General features: G+C 37.5%; 16 protein-coding genes. 8 read left to right on the forward strand and 8 right to left on the reverse strand.

The window, feature by feature from the left end; translation table 11 throughout:
- Positions 1-23: 23 nt before the first annotated feature.
- Entirely contained in the window at positions 24-989 is a 966-nt protein-coding gene (locus tag Q0X66_RS02670; protein WP_297702939.1) for a peptidoglycan DD-metalloendopeptidase family protein, read from the reverse strand.
- Positions 986-3,802, reverse strand: a complete 2,817-nt coding sequence (locus Q0X66_RS02675; RefSeq protein WP_297702940.1) for a 2-oxoglutarate dehydrogenase E1 component — start codon at positions 3,800-3,802, stop codon at positions 986-988. The genes Q0X66_RS02670 and Q0X66_RS02675 overlap by 4 nt, the downstream gene beginning before the upstream one ends.
- Positions 3,803-3,902: 100 nt before the next feature.
- Between Q0X66_RS02675 and Q0X66_RS02680 the strand changes: the two genes are divergently transcribed.
- Positions 3,903-4,433: an alpha-ketoglutarate decarboxylase gene (locus Q0X66_RS02680; RefSeq protein WP_297702941.1), complete on the forward strand. Its 531-nt coding sequence runs from the start codon at positions 3,903-3,905 to the stop codon at positions 4,431-4,433.
- A 20-nt stretch (positions 4,434-4,453) separates the two neighbouring features.
- Here Q0X66_RS02680 and Q0X66_RS02685 read toward each other — a convergent pair whose 3' ends face one another.
- From Q0X66_RS02685 to Q0X66_RS02700, 4 genes are read right to left on the reverse strand one after another with little or no spacing between them, the layout of a single operon-like run.
- Positions 4,454-4,807, reverse strand: coding sequence for a hypothetical protein (locus tag Q0X66_RS02685; RefSeq protein ID WP_297702942.1), 354 nt, complete (start codon positions 4,805-4,807; stop codon positions 4,454-4,456).
- Between the two features lie 29 nt (positions 4,808-4,836).
- Positions 4,837-6,111, reverse strand: coding sequence for an amidohydrolase family protein (locus tag Q0X66_RS02690; RefSeq protein WP_297702943.1), 1,275 nt, complete (start codon positions 6,109-6,111; stop codon positions 4,837-4,839).
- A gap of 16 nt (positions 6,112-6,127) precedes the next feature.
- A complete protein-coding gene (gene galE, locus Q0X66_RS02695) occupies positions 6,128-7,144 on the reverse strand; it encodes a UDP-glucose 4-epimerase GalE (protein WP_297702944.1) in 1,017 nt (338 codons plus the stop codon).
- Between the two features lie 58 nt (positions 7,145-7,202).
- Complete coding sequence (locus Q0X66_RS02700; RefSeq protein ID WP_297702945.1) at positions 7,203-8,357, reverse strand: DegT/DnrJ/EryC1/StrS aminotransferase family protein; 1,155 nt, start codon at positions 8,355-8,357, stop codon at positions 7,203-7,205.
- A gap of 94 nt (positions 8,358-8,451) precedes the next feature.
- Between Q0X66_RS02700 and Q0X66_RS02705 the strand changes: the two genes are divergently transcribed.
- The 7 genes from Q0X66_RS02705 (at position 8,452) to Q0X66_RS02735 (ending at position 14,791) form a co-directional block, all read left to right on the forward strand.
- Positions 8,452-9,690 carry a glycosyltransferase N-terminal domain-containing protein gene (locus Q0X66_RS02705; protein WP_297702946.1) on the forward strand — a complete coding sequence of 413 codons (1,239 nt, stop codon included), beginning with the start codon at positions 8,452-8,454 and terminating at the stop codon, positions 9,688-9,690.
- 126 nt (positions 9,691-9,816) lie between these two features.
- On the forward strand, positions 9,817-10,080 hold the full coding sequence (locus Q0X66_RS02710) for a hypothetical protein (protein ID WP_297702947.1): 264 nt from the start codon (positions 9,817-9,819) through the stop codon (positions 10,078-10,080).
- A gap of 62 nt (positions 10,081-10,142) precedes the next feature.
- Positions 10,143-11,495: a sugar porter family MFS transporter gene (locus Q0X66_RS02715; RefSeq protein ID WP_297702948.1), complete on the forward strand. Its 1,353-nt coding sequence runs from the start codon at positions 10,143-10,145 to the stop codon at positions 11,493-11,495.
- Between the two features lie 141 nt (positions 11,496-11,636).
- Positions 11,637-11,765 carry a hypothetical protein gene (locus tag Q0X66_RS02720; protein ID WP_297702949.1) on the forward strand — a complete coding sequence of 43 codons (129 nt, stop codon included), beginning with the start codon at positions 11,637-11,639 and terminating at the stop codon, positions 11,763-11,765.
- Between the two features lie 287 nt (positions 11,766-12,052).
- On the forward strand, positions 12,053-13,030 hold the full coding sequence (locus tag Q0X66_RS02725) for a TRAP transporter substrate-binding protein (RefSeq protein ID WP_297702950.1): 978 nt from the start codon (positions 12,053-12,055) through the stop codon (positions 13,028-13,030).
- A gap of 1 nt (position 13,031) precedes the next feature.
- Positions 13,032-13,490 carry a TRAP transporter small permease gene (locus tag Q0X66_RS02730; RefSeq protein ID WP_297702951.1) on the forward strand — a complete coding sequence of 153 codons (459 nt, stop codon included), beginning with the start codon at positions 13,032-13,034 and terminating at the stop codon, positions 13,488-13,490.
- Positions 13,491-13,495: 5 nt separating this feature from the next.
- Positions 13,496-14,791: a TRAP transporter large permease gene (locus Q0X66_RS02735; protein WP_297702952.1), complete on the forward strand. Its 1,296-nt coding sequence runs from the start codon at positions 13,496-13,498 to the stop codon at positions 14,789-14,791.
- An 81-nt stretch (positions 14,792-14,872) separates the two neighbouring features.
- On the opposite strand, the gene Q0X66_RS02740 is transcribed toward Q0X66_RS02735, so the two are convergent.
- Together Q0X66_RS02740 and Q0X66_RS02745 are read right to left on the reverse strand one after the other, a co-directional pair.
- Complete coding sequence (locus tag Q0X66_RS02740) at positions 14,873-17,047, reverse strand: carbohydrate binding family 9 domain-containing protein (protein WP_297702953.1); 2,175 nt, start codon at positions 17,045-17,047, stop codon at positions 14,873-14,875.
- A 447-nt stretch (positions 17,048-17,494) separates the two neighbouring features.
- Positions 17,495-17,941, reverse strand: coding sequence for a DUF4199 domain-containing protein (locus tag Q0X66_RS02745; RefSeq protein WP_297702954.1), 447 nt, complete (start codon positions 17,939-17,941; stop codon positions 17,495-17,497).
- Positions 17,942-18,192 lie beyond the last annotated feature (251 nt).

Here is an 18,192-nt window from a genome sequence, read left to right on the forward strand (position 1 = left end):
CTTACACTTTTATAATGGTTTCTTTAATTACTATTACTAATAAAATCTTCTTTAACCGGAAGATAATCCAATCTAATCTCTCCATTGACCTTTATGCGGTCAAAATATAATTTGGCCCCTATTGAATCTTCCATATCTGCAGCATTTTGCAAGTTTAAATGTAAGTGAGCTTCCATTGAATTTCCGGAGTTACCACATTTCGCAAGGATTTCTCCTTGCCTTATGTCCTGCCCTTCCTCAACAAAAATAGAACCTTTCATTAAATGGGCCAGAAGTATGAACTCATCCTTATTAGTCTGCAAAACTATCGTATTTCCTGTAAGTTGCTGCAGATTCGTTTCTCCCGGAATATTATCAGGGACCCCATCAATAACTGTAACCACCCTGGCATCACATGGAGCAATGATATCTTCTCCGAAAGCAAAATAGTTTTCGTTAAGCAAAGGATCTCCATCGTGAGAGGAACCATCTATTACCTTCATGATGTCATAGGCATATTGCTGTGTCACCTCTTTCACATGATCATTCTGCGCTTCCGTAACACCTCCCCAATATACAAACCATTCCCCATTAAATGGTAAACTCATGAATGTTGTATTCCTATTCAATATCGGGATCCCCAGCTGCTTTGGTGTGGAGATTAACAAACCGTTTATCTTACTCTGAGGCGATAGTGTAACTGTCAAATCTGCTACCGATTTGTCAAAAACCACTCTGTAAACATGAGCACCTTCCCGTAGCGTATAAAACTGCATGGATTTAATATCACCCGTCAACCGGTTTATATTATTTTCAAAGAAATTTCTGGTTTCGATATTTGTATATGTATTTTTCATCCCCGCATCGTACAAATCGTAAATGCCATCGTAATCCCCACTGTTAAACCGTTCGGTAAATACTGAAACAAACCTTTCATAATTAGGTTGCTCATCCTGAGAGAATAGTTTAAGTGTAAAGAATATCAATAAGATTAGTACTGGTCTCATCATTTCTTATAATCACTTTTAACAACCCTCCTGGTCATATTGTCTTTGGTTTTATCAAAGACATAATCTATGATTTGCTGCTGTCTTATTTTAGAACGAACAGCACTGCCTGCTGCAGGCGATGCATAAAAACGTCTAGATGCTACACGAAACTTTTGTGTTTCACCAAAATGAGTAAACATATGGCTCCATGCTCCCATATTCCTGGGCTCTTCTTGCGCCCAAACCCAATCATCTGCCTTTTTATATTTATTAATAATAGCGGTCATTTTTTGCTCAGGAACAGGAAATAATTGCTCAACTCGCACCAAAGCAACATCATCACGTTTGTTTTCATCTTTAAATGCCAGCAAGTCATAATAGAATTTTCCTGTACAAAAAACCAGGCTTCTAACCTTATTAATTTCAGCACCGGCGTCATCTATTACTTCCTGAAAACCGCCGCTCGAAAATTCTTCAACACTAGAAACTGCTTTTGGGTGACGCAACAAACTTTTAGGTGTAAATACAATCAAAGGTTTTCTGAAGTTGGCCTTCATCTGCCTCCTTAGTAAATGATAAATGTTGGCAGGAGTAGTACAATCTGCAACATACATATTGTCTCTTGCACATAATTGAAGAAACCTTTCCATTCTTGCCGATGAGTGCTCTGCACCCTGACCCTCATATCCGTGAGGTAAGAGCATTACCAATCCGTTCTGTAATTTCCATTTATCTTCTGCTGCAGATATATACTGATCTATCATAATCTGAGCGCCATTACTAAAATCCCCAAACTGTGCTTCCCAAATAGTTAAAGTATTTGGGCTGGCCATGGCATATCCATAGTCAAAACCTACTACGCCATATTCAGATAAAAGAGAATTATAAATCTGAAACCTTCCCTGATTATCATTCAGATTATTTAATAACATTATCTCTTCTTCACTTTCCTCCACCTTCATCACTGCGTGACGGTGTGAAAAAGTTCCTCTTTCAACATCCTGCCCGGACATACGAACATCAAAACCCTCATCCAATAGGGTTCCATAAGCGAGTAATTCTCCCATTGCCCAATCCAGTTTATCCGTTTCGAAAAACATTTTTTTACGATCCCCCACGAGTTTTTCAACCTTACGTAAAAACTTCTTATCCTTGGGTAGCTGGGTAATAGTCTTTGCTATTTCAGTTAATTTTGCCTTATCAAAAGAAGTGTCCACAGCGTCCAACATTTCCCATTCACGGACATTTTGAAAACCACTCCACTCATCCGCCATAAAAGGAGTAATAATGGTTTTATCCTCTTTTCTTGAATCTTCTAATTCTTCTTCTAAACTTGCTTTATACTCCTGTTCTAACTCTTTAACAAAATCTTTATTAATAATACCTTGGTCAATTAATTTTTCGGAATATATCTCTCTCGGATTCTTATGTTTGGCAATAGCCTTATACAATTTAGGTTGTGTAAAACGTGGCTCATCCCCTTCATTATGTCCATACTTTCTGTATCCTAATAAGTCAAGAAAAACATCGCTTTTAAAACGCATTCTGTACTCCAAAGCAAATAGGGACGCGTGGACTACTGCCTCTACATCATCCGCATTTACATGTAATACAGGGCTCAATGTAACTTTACCAACATCCGTACAATATGTGGAAGATCTCCCATCTAGATAATTAGTTGTAAAACCAATTTGGTTGTTTACAACAATGTGAATGGTCCCATTGGTTTTATAACCGTCTAATTGTGCCATCTGCACTACTTCATAGACTATTCCCTGTCCGGCAATTGCGGCATCGCCGTGAACCACAATAGGTAAAACCTTAGAAAAGTTCTCCGGATAATGTGTGTCTTGTTTTGCCCGGCTAATACCTTCCACCACCGCACCTACAGTTTCCAGATGTGAAGGGTTAGGTGCAATGTTCATATTAATTTTGTTGCCATTATCAGCCTTACGTTCAGAGGTCCATCCTAAATGATATTTTACATCCCCGTCAAAAATTTCCTCTTCATAATCCTTGCCATCAAACTCACTAAAAATATCTTTGGCAGATTTTCCGAAAATATTAGTCAATACGTTAAGTCTTCCTCTATGGGCCATGCCCATTACAAATTGCTTTACACCCATTTCAGCTGCTCTTTCAACAACAGCATCAATTGCCGGGATAAGCGATTCATTTCCCTCAAGTGAAAATCTTTTTTGACCCACATATTTCGTGTGTAAGAATGCCTCAAAAGATACAGCCTGATTAAGTTTTCGAAGTATTTGTTTCTTTCGGTCTTGGCCGAAATTGGGATGATTGTCATTTACATTCAGCCATTCCTGAATCCATTGAACTCTTTCAGGCTTTCTTATATACATATACTCCACACCTATTGCATCACAATATATGCGCTGTAAATGGCTGAGGATATCACTCAATTTTCTCGGACCTAATCCAATCACTTCACCGGCACTAAATACGGTGTTTAAGTCGCCTTGAGTTAATCCAAAATTTTCTATATCAAGTGTAGGTGTATATTTTCTTCTTTCTCTAACGGGATTGGTCTTGGTGAACAAATGGCCTCTGCTACGGTAAGCATCAATTAATTTTACCACCTGAAATTCTTTGAACAAGTTTTCAGGAATCGCTACTGATTTCCCGTCAACAACCATAGATGGTCCATTATGACTCTCTATGCCCACTTCATCCAGGGCACTTTCCATTCCAAAATCAAAACCCTGGAAAAAAGCACGCCAACTGGGTTCTACACTGTCAGGGTTTGTGAGATACCTGTCATATAATTCTGCAAAGAAAGACGTATGTGCTGTGTTTAAAAAGGAATATCTATCCATGTACGCCAATTCAATTAATTGTAAAAAAGTAGATCAAAAATACAATAATTAATAGTTTATGAGATTATATTAGGAGTGTATTAATTGAAAATCATAGCTTATGGCATTGAAACGTTTATCCCGATATATAACTTTTGCTTTAATAGTAGTATTTTCCTTTATGAGTTTAACTTCTTTTGCGCAGCAATTAAAGCCACAAAATGAGTTTTGGAGAAATGTCCGATATGGAGGAGCATTGGGCTTTGGTTTTGGAAGTGATAGTTTTAGTATTGCTGTTGCTCCAAGTGCTATTTATCAGGTAAGCGAGAAGTTTGCTACCGGATTATCTTTGAATTTTGAATATTCTAAATTTGGAGATTCTGAATTTACGGCATACGGTGGAAGCATATTGAATTTTTTTAATCCAATCCGTGCCATTCAATTATCAGCTGTACTTCAACCGTTAAGGGTTAGCACAAATTATAGTTCGGCTTCCCTGTTATTGGATGAAAATTACTGGACCACAGCACTTTTTTTGGGAGTAGGATACAGTACCAGGAATGTTACTTTTGGTATACAATATGATGTGCTGCATGATGACAGAAGTATTTATGCCGATCCCTGGGTCCCTTTTATAAGAATGTATTTTTAAAATAGCATTCTCTACTTCTTCTATTTGTACTGTTTTCTAAACCACACTTTTTGCCATACCCGCTTTAATATAAGGAAGGTATAGTGATCACTGATATTCTGTTTTTCGGTGTCCAAAATTTGTCTGGCCGTATTTTCGGGTAAATCCACAATATAAAGAAGTGTCAAAAAATCTGAAAACTTTTCCTCTATAAGAAACTGAATATTTTTTTGAAGTAAATATTTTAGTTCATCCGGATTACAATCAGCAGGTAAATCCAAAGTTAAATTAGCGAGGGCAAAATCCTTTTTTAATTGTAAAACAAGATCTAAATACAGATTATTAGAATCAGCATACTTTATTAGTTCTTCACTTTCATTAAACTCAGGTATCATATAGAAACTAGCTCCTTACTCTTGTATACTTACTTTGAATAGATTATCCCATTTTTCATTACAAATACAACATTTTCCAATGTTGTAACATTCTTAACCGGATTTTCTTCTACAGCTATGATATCTGCCAAAAATCCTGCTTTTAGTTGTCCAAGTTCATTGCTCATACCCAATAATTCTGCATTTGTTATTGTGGCAGAACGTAGGGCTTCTTCTGCAGGCATCCCAGCCTCAACCATATAACCAAATTCTTTAGCATTAAGACCGTGGGGAAAAACTCCTGCATCGGTACCAAATGCAATTTTTACTCCTTTTTTATAGGCTTTGGCAAATGTATTTTGGATCAATGGCCCAATTTCCAGTGCTTTCTCAGCAACAACAGCTGGATAAAAACCCGGTATTTTTGCCTTTTCAACCACTTGTTTTCCTGCTGTGATTGTTGGAACCAGATAGGCATTGTATTCTTTCATTAGTTCCATGGTTTCTTCACTCATGTAACTCCCGTGTTCTATTGTTTTTATGCCTCCCTTTATGGCTCTTTGCATTCCTTCATCGCCATGGGCATGTGCCGCCGTAAGCATGCCATAATCATTTGCAATTTGTGTAACCGCTTTGATTTCTTCAATTGTAAATTGGGGGTTTTTACCACTATTAGCTACGCTCAGTACACCACCAGTTGCTGTAATTTTAATTACGTCTGAACCTTCTTTATAACGCTGGCGTACAGCTTTTTTTGCACCTTCCGGAGAATTTATCACCCCCTCTTTAGGACCCGGGTCTCCGGCTAATTCTTTTCTGCGTCCGTTGGTCGGATCTGCATGTCCCCCGGTTGTTGCAATTGATTTACCTGCCGTATATATTCGTGGTCCAATAACCAATTCCCTGTTAATTGCATTTCTTAATGCGATATTGACTCCGGTACCACCTAAATCCCTAACTGTTGTAAAACCAGCCATAAGTGTTTTTTTGGCATAAACTGAGGCCCTATAGGCTACATCAGCATCATTTAAGGTAAATCTGTCTATATACGTTTTAGGGTTGGATTCGATTTCAATGTGTACGTGCATATCAATAAAACCAGGCAATACAACTTTATTCTTTAAATCTATAACCTCATCGCCGGAATCACCTAATACAAAACCATCCCGAATCTCTATTATTCTATTTCCCGAGACAATTATGGTCTGTTCTGCTAATATTTTGCCTGTTTGAACATCTAACAAATTACCACATTGTATATACGTTTTTTGACCATATATACCTGCTGTAATCATGAGGGCAATTAAAACTATAAATTTTTTCATCCCCAAAAGATTTTATTTAATTCCTGATTTTTTGTTCCCAATCCCAGGCAGATTTCATAGCCTGATCTAAAGTAGAACCTGCTTTCCAGCCCAAAATTTCATTGGCCTTATTAGTATCAGCATAGGCTGCAGTAATATCTCCTTCCCTTCTGTTCACAATTTTATAATTCAATTTTTTTTCTGAAACCCTTTCAAAACTTGAAATGACATCCAAAACTGAACTACCCATACCTGTACCCACGTTAAATACTTCATAGTTCTGGGGATTGTTGCCGGCCAATAGTCGCTCTAAGGCCACAACATGGGCCTTTGCCAAATCAACCACATGAATATAATCTCTAATGCAGGTACCATCCGGTGTTGGATAATCATCGCCAAAAACAGAAAGTTGATCCCTTAAACCAACCCCCGTTTGCGTAATAAAGGGAACCAGATTTTGTGGAACACCAATGGGTAATTCTCCTATCTCCGCGCTGGGGTGGGCTCCCATAGGGTTAAAATATCTTAAGGAGATAGCTTGCAATTCAGAAGTTACTTTACATGTATCGCTAATAATTTCCTCTCCAATTTGTTTTGTGTTACCATAAGGGGATTCGGCTTTTTTTACAGGAGCATCTTCCGTAATGGGCATTTGGTCTGCTTGTCCGTAAACAGTGCATGATGAACTAAAAATAAAACTCTGCCTCTTATTTGCGGTTATTTCACGAAGTAAATATATTAGAGTACTTAAATTGTTTTCATAATATAATAAAGGTTTTTCTACACTTTCTCCAACCGCTTTTGAAGCGGCAAAATGTATTGTTCCTTTAATATCGGTATGTCTTTTGAAAAAATCCCTGACCTTTTCTTTTTCTCGTAAGTCAATTTTCTCAAAGACTGGCTTTTTTGCTGTAATTGCAAAGATGCCATTTAAAACATTTTCAGATGAATTTGAACAATCGTCTATAACTACAACTTCATAATCGGAATTTAGCAACTCTACCACGGTATGCGAACCAATAAATCCGAGTCCGCCAGTTACAAGTATTTTCATATAAATATTTTTAGTTCAAATGGATGGTCAATTTGCTGTTATTACGGAAGTGTATAATTTAATTTTTTAAGAATTGAATTACCGTATCGGTGATAAATGAGATTTGATCATCCTCTAATTCGGTATGCATAGGCAAGGATATAACCTCCTTAACAAGTTCATTGGTCACGGGAAAATCAGATTCTTTATAGCGTTTATCTATATACGCTTTCTGTTTGTGTAAAGGTATTGGATAATAAATTCCGAAGGGGATGTTCTTTTCCGCCAAATGCGCTGCCAACTCATCCCTTTTACCATTCATAATTCGAATTGTGAACTGATGAAATACATGACAATCGCAGTTTTCACAGATACCGGAACAATCAATCCCTGTTTTAGGTAAAATAATAAAATCCTGCCCCTGGAAAGCGTTCACATATTTGCGGGCAGCTTCTCTTCGCTGGTTACAATAAGAGTCAAGATGTGGCAGTTTTGCTCTTAAAACGGCTGCCTGGATAGTATCTAACCTCGAATTCACTCCAACGACATCATGATGGTAACGGGTATACATTCCATGATTTACAATTCCTCTAATTGTATGAGCCAATTCGTCATTATCTGTATATATTGCTCCCCCATCTCCATAGCAACCCAAATTTTTGGATGGGAAAAATGAGGTAGAGGCCACATGTCCAATTGAGCCGGCTTTTTTCTTTTTTCCGTTCTTAAAGGTATAATTGGCTCCTATTGCCTGGGCATTATCTTCTATAACAAAGAGCCCGTGTTTTTGGGCAATCTCCATAATGACATCCATATTTGCACACTGCCCAAAAAGATGAACAGGTACAATGGCCTTGGTTTTGGAAGTTATGGCCTTTTCAATGGCAATCGGATCAATATTGAAGGTATCAGGCTCAACATCTACTAATACTGGTGTTAGCCTTAATAAGGCTATTACTTCAACAGTAGCCGCAAAGGTAAAGTCTGCAGTAATTACCTCATCCCCTGGTTGAAGTCCAAGACCCATCATTGCAATTTGCAGGGCATCTGTACCATTAGCACAAGGAATTACATGCTTCACCTGTAAATAGTCTTCCAGTTCTTTTTGAAAGGCATGCACTTCGGGGCCATTTATGAAAGCTGCAGAATTCAATATCTGTGCTATGGACTCATCTACTTGCTTTTTAATCGCCTGGTACTGGCCAACCAGGTCTACCATTTGTAGCTTTTTCATAAGTGCTTGTTAAGTGAGCAATAATACAAAAATAAGGAACTGCTACCAATGAAATTTAACAAAGAAGCGTATTTTAGCTACAAATTCTCAGTACGTGTATATCCTCTATAATTTAGCAATAAATATTACCTCACTCTTTTTACCTATAATTGCTTTTTTCAGCCCCAAAGTCAGCCTTTTTATAAATGGAAGAAAGCATGTTTTTACGGAATTAAAAAAACATATTACAGATAAAGATTCCACTATTTGGATACACGCTGCTTCCCTTGGTGAGTATGAACAAGGCTTGCCAATTGTAGAAAAATTAAAAGCAGAATATCCATCTTTCAAAATTGTAGTTTCATTTTTTTCTCCATCGGGTTATGAAATAATAAAGCACAGGACTGAGGCCGATTTGGTAACCTATCTTCCTCTGGATACAACTAATAATGTTAAGAGATTTATTAAACTCCTGCAACCAAAGATTGCAATTTTTATAAAATATGAAATATGGCCTAATATGCTCAATGAACTTCATAAAAAAGGTATTCCTACACTTCTTATTTCAGCAATTTTTAAAAGTGATCAGATCTATTTCAAATGGTACGGAGGATTTATGAGAAATGCATTGCAAAAGTTTTCCCATTTTTTTATTCAGGATTCGGAATCCGTAAAATTATTGAATTCTATTGGCCTGGATAATACCACGATTAGTGGTGACACAAGGTTTGATAGGGTTTCTGAAATCTTGCAGCAAAATAATTCAATGGAATTTATGGATAGTTTAACGCAAAATTACAGCTGTTTTGTAATGGGCAGTACCTGGCCTCAGGATGAAGAAATTTTGGTTGATTATATCAATGCCTCTTCGCATGATATAAAGTATGTAATCGCACCGCACAGAATTATCCCTAAGGATATAGAACGTCTGCGGCAAAGTATTAATAAGAGTTCTGTTTTATTATCAGAAACTTCAGAAAATTTTTCCGGAGACCCGCAAGTTCTGATAGTGGATAGCATTGGACAATTGACAAAAATTTATAGTTATGCCCATATAGCCTATGTGGGAGGAGCATTCTCAGAAGATGGACTTCATAACACTCTGGAACCTGCAGTATTTGGAATTCCGGTAATTATTGGACCTAATTATGCAGGGTTTAAGGAAGCTGAAGAATTAGTTAAGCTTAATGGCATCTTTCCTGTGCATAATAAAGCAGAGTTTACCAAATTGGCAGATAAACTGTTACTGGATTCTCAATTCAGACTTACGGCTGGTAATATAAATGTTTCCTATATTAATAAAAACAAAGGGGCAAGCATCCAAGTAATGAATCATATCCGTACATTAATATAGCTATTCATTGCATTTCGGATGGAAAACCAAAATAAGATCATCCGCCTAATGGAGTAGTGGTTCAAAGGAAAATCCTGTTAATAAAAAACTGGCATATCTTTTGTGATTAAACAGAAAATAAGACTGATGAAATTTGCCCCTTTTCATACCTTATTGTTATGTCTTTTGTTTTGTGCTATTTCCTGCAAGGAGAGTGCAAAAGAAGTGAATGACCCCAACAGAAATCAAAATACTACTATAGATTCTCTACCTTATAACGACATTAAGAAAGATAGGGATTTAAAATCAAAACCTGGCTCTAAAAAGCCGACCAAAGAACAGCTAGACCGAGCAATTGACAAAAAGAAAAAAACAAGTATTTTAGATTCTTTGAAACCTAAGACTGCCTGACTTCCATTCCAAATTTATTTTCTCTTCCTTTTTTTTGCTAGATTTACGAAACTCAGCAAACCATGGACAAAAGGATTTTCAGAATTTCATTAACCGCCGCGCTGGCGGGTTTTTTATTTGGCTTTGATACCGTAGTAATAAGTGGTGCCAATTTGCCAATTAAAGAATTGTGGAACACTTCACCATGGTTCCATGGTACTTTCATAATGTCTATGGCTTTATGGGGCACGGTTGTGGGTTCTCTTTTTGGAGGTATCCCCTGCGACCTTTTTGGTCGAAAGAAAACCTTATTCTGGATTGGTGTTTTATATTTTGTCTCTGCTATGGGATCTGCTTTGGCCGTTGATCCCTACATGTTTTCGTTCTTCAGATTTATTGGTGGTCTCGGGGTAGGCGCTTCCTCTGTCGCAGCTCCAATTTATATTTCAGAGATTTCATCATCTAAAAACCGAGGACAGCTGGTTGCTTTATATCAATTCAATATTGTCTTTGGAATTTTTATTGCTTTTATTTCTAATTATTTATTTAAAGGTTTTGATGGAGCTAATGATTGGCGTTGGATGCTTGGAGTAGAGGCTGTTCCTGCTTTAATATACAGTTTAATGGTTCTAAAAATACCTAACAGCCCACGCTGGTTGGTGATAAAAAAACAGGATGATGCGGGCGCATTAAAAGTATTGGAATATCTTTCAAACAAAGAACATGCCCAGGTAAAACTCGAAGAAATAAAGAATTCTTTTATTGCTTCAGAAAAAAAAGAAAAATTATTTACAAGCAAGTACAAAAAGCCGCTTATTCTCGCTTTTTTACTTGCATTCTTTAATCAGTTATCCGGAATTAATTTTGTTCTTTACTACGCGCCGGAGATTTTAGAAAGAGCAGGTTTGGCCGCCAGTGAATCTTTATTCAGTTCTATTTCCATAGGAGTTGTCAATTTAATTTTTACCCTTGTAGGGATAAGATTAATTGATAAAGTGGGAAGAAGAGAATTGATGAAAATAGGGTCTGTGGGCTATATCATAAGTCTCGCAATGGTTGGCTGGTGTTTTTATAGCGGAGCCAGTTCTACTATTCTTCTTGTCTTCATTCTCGTTTTTATCGCCTCACACGCCATTGGACAAGGGGCTGTCATATGGGTTTTTATTTCCGAGATTTTTCCAAATAAAGTCAGAGCTTTTGGCCAATCATGGGGTACCGGCACACATTGGGTCTTTGCGGCATTAATCACTCTCCTTACTCCCATATTCCTCGATGCCAATGATGGTATCTTTAAGGACAACCCATGGCCAATCTTTCTGTTTTTTGCATTTATGATGGTACTACAATTGTTATTTGTATTATTTATGATGCCTGAAACCAAGGGAATTTCACTTGAAGAACTAGGAAAAAAATTAAGTCCGGATAAAAAATCGTGAAAAAAGTAAAATACCTTTTACCGAAAATTCAGGTATTACATCTCAAAAAGGTCCATTCTGATTGACTTTTAGTCGAAATATGGCATTCCAAATGTAATTTTATTGTCATAAATATGTACATTGTAGGAAATTATATGAATTATGGAAGATGAATTATCTTTTGGCACAAAGCTCCTTAACGGGTTCCTTAGCATAATGGTAGTGGTTTTAGTCTTAATTCTGGCAGCTGTTGTGATTGGCCTTATTTTGGCAGGTTTAGGCTTCATTTAGGCAAGACACAAATCCAATATTCCCTAATCTTACCCGATAATATTTGCTTATAACTTATATATCCTACCTATCTTATTTTGAATGAATTCACATTCAATCAATCGTTGACTAACTTTAGATTGAAAAAATTAGTGTTCCTAATAAGTCTGGTGATATTAGTTTCCTGAAAGCCTTTAGGAATATAAATTTCCACATATATTCTTATCAATTCATTACCATAATTAAATACTCCGGATTATAACAATCTACTTATGTATATTGCAAATAGAAACTTTAAACGGGATTTAATGCGCTTTCGCACGCTGGTATATTTTCTATTAATAATATCCTGGCTATTTGGTTGTGAAAATTTGGAGAAAACCAGGACCATTAAATTGGCCCATGGCCTTGATGTAACACACTCTGTTCATCTTGCTCTTGTTGAAATGGGAGTTGATTTAGAAAGACTCTCAGGGGGAAAGCTCCAGCTCGAAATTTATCCGAGTCAGCAGCTTGGAACGGAACGTCAATGTTTGGAACTTTTACAAATTGGAAGTCTGGATATGACTAAAGTTTCAGTTGGAGTATTGGAAAATTTTGCCCCAAAAATGAAAGTGTTAGGACTTCCTTTTCTATTCAGAGACAGACAACATTCATTTAATGTTTTAGACGGACCTATAGGCAAGATGCTTCTTAAAGACGGGGAAAAATATTGGCTTAAAGGTTTAGGTTATTACGACGCCGGTAGCAGGAGCTTTTATACAATAAACAAACCTATAAATTCTCCAAAGGATCTTGAAGGCCTTAAAATAAGGGTTATGGAGAGTGTTACGTCCATGGATATGGTGACGAGTCTGGGAGGCTCACCTACCCCTATATCGTGGGGTGAATTATACACAGCGTTACAACAAGGGGTTGTAGACGGGGCAGAGAACAATCCCCCTAGTTTTTATCTTTCACGCCATTATGAAGTGTGTAAATACTATTCGTTGGATGAACATACCGTTATGCCCGATGTACTTCTTGCGGGCACTCATTTATGGAAAAAGCTTTCAACGGAAGAACAGGGATGGCTGACAAAAGCGGTAGAGAATTCTATTAGCTACCAGCGAAAATTATGGATGGAGTCTGAAGAAGAAGCGCTTAATGCAGTTAAGCAGGCAGGGGTTCAAATAATAAGACCGGACAAAACGCTGTTTTCTGAAAAATCCGCAGATATTTACGCACAATATAAAGACCGGGAAGACTTATATAAAATAATACAAGATATTCAAGAAACGCAATAAAATGCAATTAAGGAATACGATCGACAAGGTTTTGGCCAACTTATTAATAATTATAATGAGTATTATGGTTATTAATGTTTTATGGCAGGTATTTAGCAGATATTTGTTAGGAGCGCCCAGTTCCTTTACCGATGAACTCGCCAGATACCTAATGATATGGGTAGGGATACTGGGAGCTGCCTATGTTTCAGGCCGTAACAAGCATGTTGCCATATACGTACTCCCATCACGATTAAGTACTAAAACTCAAAAAAAGTTAAGACTTATCGTCCGTGTTTTAATTATTCTATTTTGTCTGTTTGCCCTGGTTATTGGCGGTTCCAGATTGGTCTATATCACCTATATTTTAGAACAATATTCACCGGCATTACAGCTGCCCTTGTCTGCAGTTTACATCATTATTCCAATTAGTGGTATACTCATCATATATTATAAGATTTCCGATATTTTAAAACAATAATGTTTATGGAATATATTCCTATACTTGTTTTGGTGATCAGCTTTATATGCTTATTAGCAATTGGTACTCCTGTGGCCTGGAGTATAACAATATCCGCATTGCTTACCATGTTAGTCAGTATTCCCGCATTACCAGCATTTACAACAGTCTCTCAACGCATTGGTACAGGATTAGACAGTTTTGCACTCCTCGCTATTCCATTTTTTATACTCTCCGGCGAGTTAATGAACAAAGGAGGTATTGCGCACAGGTTGATTGCTTTTGCAAAAACATTAGTTGGGGCCCTACCCGGTGGACTTGCTCTTATTAATATAATTTCAGCAATGCTTATGGGCGCTATTGCCGGTTCTGCCTTGGCATCAGCATCGGCCATGGGCAGTATATTAGGCCCTGAAATGGAGAAAGAAGGATACTCAAAAGAATTTGGTGCTGCAGTAAACATTACTTCGGCAACCACCGGACTCCTTATTCCTCCCAGCAATGTGCTGATAGTATATTCCCTGGCTAGTGGTGGTGCATCTATAGCAGCCTTATTTCTAGCCGGATATATTCCCGGAATACTTACTGGTTTGTTGTTAATGCTGGTAGCTTATATTTGGGCAAAGAAAAAGAGGTATAAAGTTGGCCAGCGAAGTACGTTCAGGAATATTACAAAAACTTTTATCGTTGCCGTACCGAGTTTATTTATGTTGGTAGTAGTAATCGGAGGTATTGTTACAGGGATATTTACTGCTACAGAAGCATCGGCTATAGCGGTCCTCTACAGCCTTATCCTTGGTTTTATTTACAAGGAAATTACCTTTGAGAAGCTGCCCCAAATTTTATTGGATTCATGTTCCACAACGGCCATTGTGATGCTACTAATAGGGGCATCAATGAGTATGTCATGGGCATTGTCTTATGAAAATATTCCTCAGGATATCAGTACAGGTTTGTTGAGTATTAGTGATAATAAGATTATAATATTACTTATCATAAACCTTCTGCTTCTGTTCGTTGGAATATTTATGGATATGACTCCTGCCGTCCTTATTTTCACCCCAATATTTTTACCGATAGTCATGAAGCTTGGACTAGATCCGGTCCATTTTGGTATCATCATGATATTAAATCTCTGTATAGGAGTATGCACGCCGCCTGTAGGGTCTGTGTTATTTGTAGGTGTAGGAATCGCCAATACCACTATCGAAAAAGTAATAAAACCCCTCCTGCCTTTATTTGTGGTAATGATACTTGCGCTGTTCCTGATCACCTATTTCCCTCAATTAAGCCTTTGGTTACCAGGTTTGTTTGATTTGTAATGGAAGGAATTATTGTGTTTCTAAAAATAAAAAGCCAATTCTAAAACCTCAGCTAAAAATTAAAATTGAATATTATGTTGATCACAGTCTGAAGGTATACCGCACTTTTAACAAAATCTGTTCTTCCTGAAGGGTCCATCGGTCTGTCATATCATTGAATGTATTGTAATTAAACACAAGAAAAACTTCTCCTAAGGGAGAAAATATCCAGTGAATACGTCCATTCACACCTAAAATCCTGCTATCTGTATCATATTGTGTATAAGCATTTAACTGCAGATCGGAAGTAACGTTAAACCGCACACGCATACCCACAAGGGTCTGGTTAAAATCTCCCCAGGGCAATCGGCCAATATTCCGAACCCCATTAAATTCAAATCCCAGCAATGAACTGGGATTCCAGTTCAATTCCAATTCCAGTTCATCTAACCTCCCGTCATAAAAAGAACCAAACCACCAACTTGCCTGACCATTTAGGCGTCTTTTAGCAGCAAATTGAGCTTCCAGTCGGTATCTCATAAAGTTGTATTTACCTACAGGGATAGTAACATTATCAGCTATATCAAAGGGTTCCGTGATATTTTCACCTACCGGTCTTACATTCATTTCTATTCTGTCACCACTTTCCAATCGCCAGTTAACAGGTGCCATAAACACACTATAGGATTGCCATTCTCCATTAATATTTTTTATGTAAGTAGCAAAAAGCTCATTAAACATTTGCCTCACTAAAGGCCAATCGGGTCTTGGGGCATAAACAGCTCCTAATCTTGAATAATGAATTCCCAGGCGGGGAACAAATCCAAGGGAGGGATCAAACTCTTCCCCTATACGAGAATACGATAAAGATAAATCCCATTTATCATTAGGGTAATCTAATTTAAACCCAAAGGCAGATCTGTCATTCATTAAATCCTCCCTATCTGCATACAATGCCCATGCACCGGCAATAAAATTCTTATTTCCGTTAAATCGGGTAGTCTGATAGGTAAAATCAAGCCCTGACATAAAGCTGCCATCACGCCCTAAAGGATCTCCCACGGATCCAATAAATCCCACCGAACTTTCTTTAAAAACATTCTGGCGTATGCGCATTACTCCCATAGTCGTGGCATCATATGGTATGCCCTCCGAATCAAAAGTGTCGGTCCGCACGCCTAGCCCACCGAAAGCTGTACCACCAATCCTGCCATTAATCTTTGCTCCTGCAATAATAGGCACTTGTTCGTTGCCAACAAGCCCTATTGTCCTGCTGAAGAACGGCAGGACGGTGCTGCTTCCTGTTCCGAAACCAAACTCAAATATATCTGAGCCTTCCAGAAAAAATGTTCGTTTCTCAGGAAAAAACAACGGGAAGCGTGTCAAATTTGTTTGTCTTGTATCTACTTCCGTTTCGGCAAAATCGGTATTCACGGTAATGGTCGCCAATACGTTTGGACCTATACGCTGACTAGCGTCCAGACTAGGTTCCAGATCAAAAATTGTCGCCGCATCAGCTCCTTCTTTATTTAATGAACTTACTAATGATGGCCTCATACTTAAACCCCATCCATAATTGAAAACAGGTAAATTGGTCAAAAGACCTGCTCTGCTCGTCTGTCCAAAAAACTGATCTCGTTGTACATTTGCCCAGCGAATCGTTTCCTGATTTCTTTGTATGCGCCGTTCTACATTAAATCCCCATTCTGTTAAACTTTTTTTGAAATAGATGCTTTGAATGGGCAATCGTATCTCTGCAATCCAGCCATTTTCATTGATAGATACCCGGGCTTCCCAAATGGTGTCCCAGTCTTTGTTTTCAGATTCCCCCCTATTGGAAACCAAAGCGTCATAGCGGGCAGCATTAGCGTTTACAGCTAAAATGTACCCCGATTGTCCGTCCTTAAACGGATCAATCACTACTTTGATATGGTCCTCATTGGAAATATCTGTATCTCTAAGTTTAGAAAACCTGATAATCTTTTCCGGATTAGGATCTTTACATTCTACACCAATAATAATAGTCTTTTTGGTTGCTATAACCCGTACTAAGGTAGGTGCAGAAGGCGTACCCTTTTCTGCCGGTTCTGTGGTAAGGAAGGAATCCAAAACCTGAGCATTTTGCCAATCCTCTTCATTTAGGATTCCATCTATTGTAATTTCACCTGTCAACCTGCCCGCCTGAAGTGTGGGACGTTCAATAGTCTGGCTCCAGACCGTAGAATAGTAGATAAATAATAATCCGAATAAAAGACAGGATCTTTTAACTAAAACCACTGGAGGTAATTTAATTAGAATAAAGATACAAGTATCAAATCGGAATTTCACATGGAAAGATATTCCATAGGGTTTAGTTCACAACAAAATTTCCTGAGTTGCGAAATAATCTTATACGCCAGAAGAATAAGGCTTTTTCCTTTTTTGCTAATATAGCTTTAAGACTGCATGGTCGCCTTTGGCTTTTACAATATGTATAATTTCTAGTTTATCATCACTGAACATTGATTTTGCAAACAATCACTTTCCACCAAGATAATTTTCAACTTTTTAAAACAAAAAAAACTTCTCGTTTAAGAGAAGCCTTTAGTCTGTGCAGGTGGAGAGACCTCCCGCTTTTAGCGGGATAAACTTCTCCTCTCTCCGTCTTTCATAAAAAAAGGCCATCCGTGGGATTATCTCCAGGTGGCCTTAGTGCATTGGGAAACTGTATAGTTTTGATTTAAATCATTTTTTAATAGCGTTGCTAGAAGACTTGAAAAGCTGCATAAATGAGAGTGTTAATACTAAAGTGGTAGCAAAACCCATAATAGCGATAGTAAAAAACACAATGGCCTCAAAATCAAAATTCTTGAACCAAGCTTTTGAAAGGTTGGCTAAAAACTCTGGGTTAATTTCAGTAGCGTAAAGTGTAAAGAAAACTGTAAAAATAATGGTAGCGGTAAAACCAGTAACAATACCAGTTGAAAAACCCTTAGTATAATTGAAGTTCGAACCTTCCTCAATTCTTCTATACCTAATGGCCTCATAAATTGCAAAACCTGTTATCACCCCGTTAAAGAGACTGAAAAAAATATTAGTATGAAAATCAAACAGTGACAACAATAAAAAATATCCAATCAGTGAACCACTCGCAGCAATCCCAAATCGTATAGGCAATGTAAAATTTTTCATAAGCAACTAATTTTTTGAATAAAGTAGTGAATCTAAATTAACTTGGCTATATAAATTTATTAAAAGTTATGTTCGTGTTTCTGAAGCCTTCAAAGACAGAGAATAATCTAACCAAATTAAACGAGCATATTGTTGCTTTGTACTTTTATGAAACAATGAGGCCAAATATCTTTTAAAAGGGCTACAGCAGCACTTCATTACCTCGAATTAACCCAATCCATAGAAATAGCCGTTAAATGTAAGTTAAAAGG

The sequence above is a fragment of the uncultured Eudoraea sp. genome (assembly GCF_947260015.1).
In the GTDB taxonomy this organism is placed as follows: Bacteria; Bacteroidota; Bacteroidia; order Flavobacteriales; family Flavobacteriaceae; genus Eudoraea.

Coding starts and splice junctions, on each gene's coding strand:
- Q0X66_RS02720 (WP_297702949.1), top strand. CDS start 11,637: ATGGAAGATGAATTATCTTTTGGCACAAAGCTCCTTAACGGGTTCCTT.
- Q0X66_RS02690 (WP_297702943.1), bottom strand. CDS start 6,111: ATGAAAAAATTTATAGTTTTAATTGCCCTCATGATTACAGCAGGTATA.
- Q0X66_RS02745 (WP_297702954.1), bottom strand. CDS start 17,941: ATGAAAAATTTTACATTGCCTATACGATTTGGGATTGCTGCGAGTGGT.
- Q0X66_RS02710 (WP_297702947.1), top strand. CDS start 9,817: ATGAAATTTGCCCCTTTTCATACCTTATTGTTATGTCTTTTGTTTTGT.
- Q0X66_RS02730 (WP_297702951.1), top strand. CDS start 13,032: ATGCAATTAAGGAATACGATCGACAAGGTTTTGGCCAACTTATTAATA.
- Q0X66_RS02715 (WP_297702948.1), top strand. CDS start 10,143: ATGGACAAAAGGATTTTCAGAATTTCATTAACCGCCGCGCTGGCGGGT.
- Q0X66_RS02685 (WP_297702942.1), bottom strand. CDS start 4,807: ATGATACCTGAGTTTAATGAAAGTGAAGAACTAATAAAGTATGCTGAT.
- Q0X66_RS02700 (WP_297702945.1), bottom strand. CDS start 8,357: ATGAAAAAGCTACAAATGGTAGACCTGGTTGGCCAGTACCAGGCGATT.
- galE (WP_297702944.1), bottom strand. CDS start 7,144: ATGAAAATACTTGTAACTGGCGGACTCGGATTTATTGGTTCGCATACC.
- Q0X66_RS02725 (WP_297702950.1), top strand. CDS start 12,053: ATGCGCTTTCGCACGCTGGTATATTTTCTATTAATAATATCCTGGCTA.
- Q0X66_RS02670 (WP_297702939.1), bottom strand. CDS start 989: ATGATGAGACCAGTACTAATCTTATTGATATTCTTTACACTTAAACTA.
- Q0X66_RS02735 (WP_297702952.1), top strand. CDS start 13,496: ATGGAATATATTCCTATACTTGTTTTGGTGATCAGCTTTATATGCTTA.
- Q0X66_RS02675 (WP_297702940.1), bottom strand. CDS start 3,802: ATGGATAGATATTCCTTTTTAAACACAGCACATACGTCTTTCTTTGCA.
- Q0X66_RS02680 (WP_297702941.1), top strand. CDS start 3,903: ATGGCATTGAAACGTTTATCCCGATATATAACTTTTGCTTTAATAGTA.